The 279-nt window shown below is 41.2% G+C and carries 1 protein-coding gene; it reads left to right on the top strand.

Going from position 1 to position 279, the window contains the following annotated elements; genetic code table 11:
• Positions 1-27: 27 nt before the first annotated feature.
• On the top strand, positions 28-279 hold a 252-nt coding region (locus tag ICJ85_RS16490; RefSeq protein WP_206688062.1), incomplete at its 3' end, for a hypothetical protein.

Raw genomic sequence — 279 nt, 5'->3', positions numbered from 1 at the left:
CAAAGAGGCAACGATTGGCAGGGATTTATGGAAAAGCATAAGCAAGAAAATATGAGTAAGAAAAATGGGGGGCTGATCTACCCCGAGAAGCAAGATCTAGAGAGCTTCCGTGAAGCGACACAACCCTGCATGGGATGTATATGTATAAATAGAAACATGAACTTGTCAAGAGAACATGTACGCGCAGTGATCTACTACGTTTTTAAGATCGGTTTAAGTGAACAACAAAGTCTTGAACGATTGCAACTCGCATTTGATGATGAAAGTCCTTTACCTGCA

The organism is Aestuariibaculum marinum (genome assembly GCF_014596975.1).
Taxonomy (GTDB): Bacteria; Bacteroidota; Bacteroidia; order Flavobacteriales; family Flavobacteriaceae; genus Aestuariibaculum; species Aestuariibaculum marinum.
This window is presented reverse-complemented; position numbering and strand designations above follow the sequence as displayed.